At 57.3% G+C, this 7,324-nt stretch carries 5 protein-coding genes and 1 pseudogene; all 6 read left to right on the plus strand.

The annotated features are described in order from the left end of the window. The first annotated feature begins 170 nt into the window (after positions 1-170). Complete coding sequence (locus tag EN990_RS22300; protein WP_024505367.1) at positions 171-869, plus strand: secretin N-terminal domain-containing protein; 699 nt, start codon at positions 171-173, stop codon at positions 867-869. A 301-nt stretch (positions 870-1,170) separates the two neighbouring features. Further along, positions 1,171-3,105, plus strand: a complete 1,935-nt coding sequence (locus tag EN990_RS22305) for an HrpF/NolX family T3SS translocon protein (RefSeq protein ID WP_024505366.1) — start codon at positions 1,171-1,173, stop codon at positions 3,103-3,105. Between the two features lie 1,056 nt (positions 3,106-4,161). Continuing rightward, entirely contained in the window at positions 4,162-4,506 is a 345-nt protein-coding gene (locus tag EN990_RS22310; RefSeq protein ID WP_082826567.1) for a helix-turn-helix domain-containing protein, read from the plus strand. 37 nt (positions 4,507-4,543) lie between these two features. Beyond that, positions 4,544-5,881: a serine hydroxymethyltransferase gene (glyA, locus tag EN990_RS22315; RefSeq protein ID WP_063169266.1), complete on the plus strand. Its 1,338-nt coding sequence runs from the start codon at positions 4,544-4,546 to the stop codon at positions 5,879-5,881. Between the two features lie 57 nt (positions 5,882-5,938). After that, positions 5,939-7,114 carry a methionine adenosyltransferase gene (gene metK / locus EN990_RS22320; RefSeq protein ID WP_063169265.1) on the plus strand — a complete coding sequence of 392 codons (1,176 nt, stop codon included), beginning with the start codon at positions 5,939-5,941 and terminating at the stop codon, positions 7,112-7,114. Between the two features lie 100 nt (positions 7,115-7,214). Continuing rightward, positions 7,215-7,324 (plus strand): annotated as a pseudogene (locus EN990_RS36260) (adenosine kinase); the annotation flags it as partial.

Consider the following 7,324-nt stretch of genomic DNA (forward strand, 5'->3'; position numbering starts at 1 on the left):
CTCTCTGACCGGGCGAGCCCCGCCCATTCATCACCCGGTGTCGGCGCAACACTCCTAGGGGGGCAAGCTGACAACAAGCTGACTAACGGCGGCGTCATTTCGACAATCTAAAATCTCTTCGGCAATTTAGTCACTTGTGATGATTTCAGCGTTTGGTTTATCAGTGCGACATGCCGAGAACGCTTATCCAACCCGTCACCCTGCATGTTTTGAGACTTCTTTGTGCCGGGTTTTTTCTGTCCACCGGGATTCACCCGGCGCATGCAGTCCCGCTGTCCCTTCCGGCGACACCCTATAGATACACGGTTCTGGATCAGGAGCTCGCTGCAGCGTTGCAGGAATTCGGCAACAACCTGAATATCAGGGTCAACATCAGTCCTGCGGTGAAGGGGCGAATTCGCGGACGTATGCCTGATTTGCCACCGCGCGCGTTCCTCGACCGCTTGACGAACCTTTACGGTCTACAATGGTACTATGACGGCCTTGTGCTCTATGTGTCTGCTGCACAAGAATCGCAAACTCGAATGCTTTTGATGACGTCGATTCGCTTCGATGCGTTCAAGGGGGCTCTCGACAAGCTTGATATCTCCGACGAGCGCTATGTGGTCAAACCCGTGCCAGGCAATGGCCTCGTCTTCGTTTCCGGTCCACCGCGCTTCGTCGCACTCGTGGAGCAGACCTTTAACGGCTTGGTGGCGCAGGCGCAGGCGCAGACTCACATAGCGGCAACGCCAAAGGAATCAGTGCTGATCTTGTTTCGCGGCTCCTCCACTACGGTCGTTCGCGACGGACGACCGGATGCTTCTTATTCTTCTGACATCCCACAACAGGATAGCGTTGGCGGGAAGCCTGAGCTGGGCAAGAAATGAACATTGAGGATTTCCCGCAGCTCTGAAGAACATGACTGCGGCTACCCCTTTGTGAACTCTTCGCAAACTCGTCAGTTTCTCGAAAGCTAATCCGCTCATGATGAGTCCCGGCAGCTCTCGCGGTGACTCCGGCCATTGTGTTGGACCGAACCTTGGAGCCGGCCCGGAACACAGCAATTGAAGGCAGGGCAGGCGCATTCGTGACCTGCCGACGCTTGGAATTGTCGAATTTTGTGAAACGCAAGGGATCTTCTGTCGGGGTCTCTTGTGGGGATTTCAACGTCACGTCTGAGGATGCATAATGTCGGCCAGTAATCTTTCAACTTTCTACCGCTCAAATTCGCTACAGTCCGCAAGGGGTTGGCCGGGCCTGAAAGTTTCCCATTTTGCGACCCAGCATCAGCAAAGTGCATCGTGCTTCGAAGCGATGCTGTCCACTTGTGTGCTGGCAGACAAGCCCGGCTCTTTCGCGCAAGGGGATCTGCCAGCGTCGAATCTTGATTCGACAATGGATAAATTGCGGCAGGACCCTTTGGGCCATCTGGCACCGGATGTCTTGACATTGAATGGCTTGGAGCAACACCCACTGGATCTGCTGCCGCCAAATATGAGGGCGGCTCTCAAGGAGGACCAATCGCAACGCTCCAAGGCGACTGAAGCCCAACATCTGCTCGGCGTCACTCCGAAGATCGAGCCGGCTCCCAGGCCGAGCCCCGGAATCACGTGGAACGGTGGGTCGCTGACCACGGCTGAGTTGCAGATTGTTGCGGTACTCAACCGTCACAAGGACCAATGCCCGCTTACTTGGAAGTCGTTGACCGACAAAGCCAATGATCCCTCTACGCCACCGGATCTGAAAGCGGCGATCCAGGGACTGCAGCAGGATTCGGGACTTTTTTATGCGATTGGCTCGCAGGGCGACGGCCGCTGTGGAGGCAAGATCAACGCCAAGGACTTGGCCGGATTTTCAAACCACCACCCACAAGTTGCTGCATTTCAGGAAGCCCAAGCGCGAAGCTACGAGCAGAACTACATACCATCCGACGGCAGCGGAGGTTTGCAGCCTTCGGTCATGACCTTGAGCGATGCCTTGCGGGAGTTTTACCGGTACTCCGAAAATCTGTCCAAGGACCTGAGTCTGGATGAGTTCAAGAAAATGGTCGGCGGCGAATCGAAAAACGGCAAATTTCCGCCCCAGGTCATTGCGGCGGCGCAATATTTCCTCGATCACCCCGATGCTTGGAACCAGTTGTGCGGTGGCTCGAAAGGGAAGATGCACAAAGAGGATTTCCTGCAAGTCGCCTCATCGTCGATGAGCCTCACGCAAACTGAGCTGAATACGGTCGAGATGATCAAGGACCATCAGGACACGTTCTTTGGAAGCGGTGTTCTGACTCGCGACAAACTGGCGAAAATGAAAGACGACAAGAGCCTTGATCCGAAAGTGCGGGAAGCAGCCTCTCAGCTCCTTTCAGATCCTCTTTTGTTTGGCCTCCTGAACAATTCGATCACGGGCTATAAGACCCATCATAAATTCTTCGACTTTGGCGGCGGGCATACGGTTGATTCCGGCAATATCAGCAAAAAAGACTTTGCCCATTTTTGCACAAACATGTCGTCTGCGAACCGCAACGTTCAGCAGCCAATCACCCACGGCGCCCAAACCGCAGAAGAGCAGAATGCCGTCGCGGACATGAAGATGGGCCTGATGGACCAGCCTGACATTAAGTCAGCCAAAAAGAACGGCGGGGCCGTCATGCACGTCGTCGACTCCGTGCTCAAAATCGAGACGAAAGTGCTCGACTTGGCGGCAACGGCGGTGGGACTGCTCAGCTTCATTCCGGGCCTCGGACAAGTAGCCGATCTTGCCTCGATGGTTCTCGAGGCTGAGTCGCAAGCAGCCAATCTCCTGCGTACGGCCATTAACGGAGGCGATATGAAGCGAGCGCTGGAGGAAGCTGGCCTCAATATGGCCGCGCAGGCGATCGGCCTTATCGCAGGCCCCGAGGTCAAGCTGGCCATTCGAAATGGGCTCGTAAAGCACCTGATGGAAGAGGCCTTGGCGGCAGGCATTGATCTTTCGGTCTCGACGGCGCAGGACTACGCAGAAGGCTATGTGAATAACCTCAAAGCGCGCCTTGCAGGCGGCCCTGAGCAAAGCCTAGGCCTTCCGAGCATGCCATCATTCCAGAGTGTGGCAAGCAATGTGCCCTTCGTCGGCATTGCCTTATCCTAGCCGTCGCCTTGCGCGGAAGCTTTGGCTCGCGCGCTGACATAAGGGTCATTGTGGCACAAGCAGGGGTTCATCCGCATCAACGCAAGCGGTGTTCCTGACGCCATCTGGATCGGACTGTGAGGGGGATGTCCGAAGTCTGTGAAGACTTCGGTATATGACGACTTCAGAGTTACGCTGAGCCCAGCCATCTCGAGCCGGTGCGCCGGGTCGAGGTTTTCACGGGCGCCGGCCGGTAGCGGGAATGGTCTCCGGAAGGCACGGCGCGGATGGTGGCGGAGCGGCGCAGCCGAAGGAACGGCTGTCGCGCGCCCAGGGCGGCCTCCCGAACAGCAGACGATGATCTCCTGCCTTGGGCCTATATCCTCGTGCCACGCTCAAGGCAGTCGGCTGAAAACAGCGCTGATTTAAAACAGCATTATCCTGCACTGCACCCTCGATCCTTGCGCTCACCGATCGCTCGTCGACACGCACGCGGTCAAGTCGTTATCGGCGCTATGCCGATGGGCTTCGAGAGCAAGGTGGACGCTGAGCGGTGCGTCAGCCTCAGGGCGCGGCTGGCCAGCTTTGGGTCTCACGCTCTATGACGGCAACACCCGGCTGATCCACTTGGCCTGTTCGCGGGCTCCCGGCAGCGGCGCGGAAGCCACGGTCCGCCTTCCTCGGCTTCAGGCCAAAGATACCGCAGCATGCTCCAGAGCTATGTCTGCCGCCTTCGCCCCATCGTCGCTGGTCATGTGGAAAGGACAAGCAGGCTACGCACCCTATAATCCCGTCGGGCAGGATTCGACAGTCGACGGCGAGACATTCGCCAAACCTCCCCCTTGATTCTCAGCAACGTTAAAAAAAATTCACATAATGTTCGTGAGTGTAGTCTCCTGTCAGGTGGTACATTAGCCCCAATATCTGGCGTCTTAGTCGTAGAAAGGACTGTGATCTATCTTCCATTAGCATCCATACCAGCGGATTTACAGCAAATGACGAGAGAGGTCTCATGCGGATTGATGGGGATAGAAGGGCTAGCGGCTTGCTGCATCCCGTCCGGGTTGATGCTAACCAATGTTGACACTGGTAAATCGCCTAAGGACGGCAGCGCATCTTGATCGCCTTCGAATCCTGGGCCTTTGCGCGCATGCGGATCTAACCGTCGGCGAGCTGGCCGATATTACCGGTCTGCCTCGCGAGCAGGTTCGACGCCACGTTCGGCGGCTGGTCAGAGCCAACTTTCTTTGCTGCAACGAACAACGTCCGCAGTCTTCGTACCATATGCAAGCAGGAGGCAAGGATGGCGAGCTGGCTCAATTGGTGGTCGATCTCCTGCCCCACGATGATGGCCATCATAAAAGAGACCTACAACGCCTGGAAGCAATACAAGACGCGCGGTTGAAGGGACCGCCTGCTTGATCGTGAAATAGATCAGTCCAAATGGAGCGCGACTACCATGGATAACTCCGCCGGCGGCGCCATCGCGCAGCCCGACACTTACGGGCGGCCTCACTTAGCCGCCGTCGACTCCCGCGTTCACGAACTGCTTCTAAGACAGGAGCGTCAGGAGCGGACAACTCTCAAACTGATCGCCTCCGAGAACTTTGCCTCCTCGGCGGTGTTGGAAGCGACCGGGTCGATTTTCACCAACAAGTATGCCGAGGGATACCCCGGTGCGCGCTACTACGCCGGAAACGAGATCGTCGATGAGCTTGAGACCCTCGCGATCGAGCGCCTGAAAGCGCTATTTGGCAGTGAACATGCCAACGTCCAGCCTTATTCAGGCTCGCCAGCCAACCAGGCTGTCTATCGCGCGCTTTTGAGCCCCCGTGACAAAGTCATGGGCTTGCCTTTACCCGAAGGCGGCCATCTGACTCACGGTTGGTCCGTCAATTTTTCCGGCAGCGATTATCAGCGCGTCCCGTACAGGCTGCACGAAAAGACACAGCAAATTGACTATGACCACTTGCGCGAGACCGCCAAGCGGGAACGCCCGAAGCTAATTTGGGTCGGCGGAACTGCTTATCCGCGTATTTTTGACTACGCGGCAATGGCCGAAATTGCTTCGGAGGTGAACTCGTATCTGGTGGCTGACATCGCCCACATCTGCGGCCTGGTTGTCGCAGGAGTGCATCCGAACCCCGTGTCCCATTGCGATGTGGTCACCAGCACCTCTCACAAGTCGATCCGCGGTCCCCGGGGTGGCTTCATTTTATCAAGGAATGAAGACCGTTATCAGCCCCTCCATCATCCGAAGAGCAAACACAATCTGGCCAAACGTATAGACCGCGCCGTGTTCCCTCTTCTGCAAGGCGGACCGCATATGAATACTATCGCCGCGCTTGCCGTCGCTTTGCAGGAAGCAGCGAACTCGTCCTTTCGTGTCTACGGTCAGCAGATCGTCCACAACGCCAAGGCTCTGGCCCAGGCACTTCTGGAGCGAGGTTATGAACTCGTCACCGGGGGCACTGACAATCACATGCTGATCCTTGATCTTCGGGACCGGTCGCTGTCAGGCAAAGCCTATGCGGAGCGCTTATCGCGTGCAGGCATCATTGCGAATTTCAATATGGTCCCGGGCGACCGGCGGCATCCGGCGCTGACAAGCGGCATCCGCTTAGGGACACCAGCGGTGACGTCCATGGGCATGCGCGAAACGGAGATGGTGCAGATCGCCGCTTTCATCGACTCGGTCTGCCGCCAGCCCGATGACCAGGAAGTTCATGCGAGCGTACGAAGAGACGTTGCCGACTTCTGCACTGCGTTCGATGTTCCCGGCATCCCCGACCGATAAGCCACCCCAATCCAGAAACTCCTCACTAACTCCAGCACTTGAAGCGAGGGCATTTTTATGACCAGGCAGTTCGTGTTCTCTTCCGAATCCGTCGGCGCGGGACACCCCGATAAGATGGCAGACAACATCTCCGATGCCATTCTCGATGCGGTCCTGCGCACCGATCCGAAGGCGCGCGTCGCCTGTGAAGTGTTGGTGAAGACGGGGATGGTCGTTGTGGCTGGCGAGATCACCAGCCATGCCCACATCGATTACAGCCAAGTCGCCCGCGATACGATACTCGATATTGGCTACGACGATGATGCGATTGGCTTTGATGGTCGACGTTGCGCCGTCGTTCTGGCCCTCACCGAGCAGTCGCCCGACATAAGCCAGGGCGTTGATGAAGGACGAGGGCAGGATCTCGGGCAAGGGGCAGGGGATCAGGGCATCATGTTTGGATTCGCATGCAACGAGACGGATACATTGATGCCCCTGCCGATCCAACTCGCTCACCATTTGACGAAAAGACAGGCCGAGGTCCGGAAAGCGGGACAGCTTGGCTGGCTGCGTCCGGACGTGAAATCTCAAGTGTCGGTACGCTACGAAGGGCTCCGCCCGGTGGCGCTGGATACCATAGTCCTGTCAACGCAGCATGACGAAGCGGTCTCACAAGCCACGGTCCGCGAAGGCGTCATTGAGGAGATCATAAAACCGGTCCTGCCGGCCCACCTGGATACTTCGGGGATCAGATTTCTGGTCAACCCAACAGGGCGGTTCGTGGTCGGTGGGCCTGCCGGCGACTGCGGCCTCACAGGACGGAAGATCATCGTCGATTCCTACGGTGGGACCGGGCGTCACGGCGGCGGTGCCTTTTCGGGCAAGGACCCATCCAAGGTTGACCGCTCGGCGGCCTATGCCGCCCGGTATGTCGCGAAGAACATCGTTGCCAGCGGCCTTGCGGAGGTCTGCGAGGTTCAGCTTGCCTACGCGATCGGCGTGGCCAGTCCGGTTTCTGTCATGGTCAATACCTTCGGAACCGCAAGGATCGAGGAAAAAAGGATCGAGCGCCTTGTTCTCGAGGTTTTCAATCTCCGACCGAAAGGCATCATCAAGATGCTTGATCTCTTACGGCCGATATACCGCAAGACGGCGACATACGGACACTTCGGGCGTGAAGAGCCTGAGTTCACTTGGGAGAAGACGGACAAAGCTGACGATTTGCTGCGTGAAGCCGGACCGGCAGCTGCGTGAGGGCGGCTGGATCAAGCGCATGCGGCAACCCATTTCAACTCGCGAGACCACGCCCGGCCGGCGTGGCAAGAAGCCGGCTCGGGTTTTGGCGGAGATTTTGATGCCGGATTATGACGTGCTTTGCATCGGCAATGCCATTGTCGACATCATCGCCCAGTGCGACGAGGAATTCCTCGAGACCAACGGCATCATCAAGGGCGCGATGAACCT

Origin of the sequence: Mesorhizobium sp. M7A.F.Ca.US.005.03.1.1, from assembly GCF_003997975.1 — a bacterium.
GTDB classification, from domain to species: Bacteria; Pseudomonadota; Alphaproteobacteria; order Rhizobiales; family Rhizobiaceae; genus Mesorhizobium; species Mesorhizobium ciceri.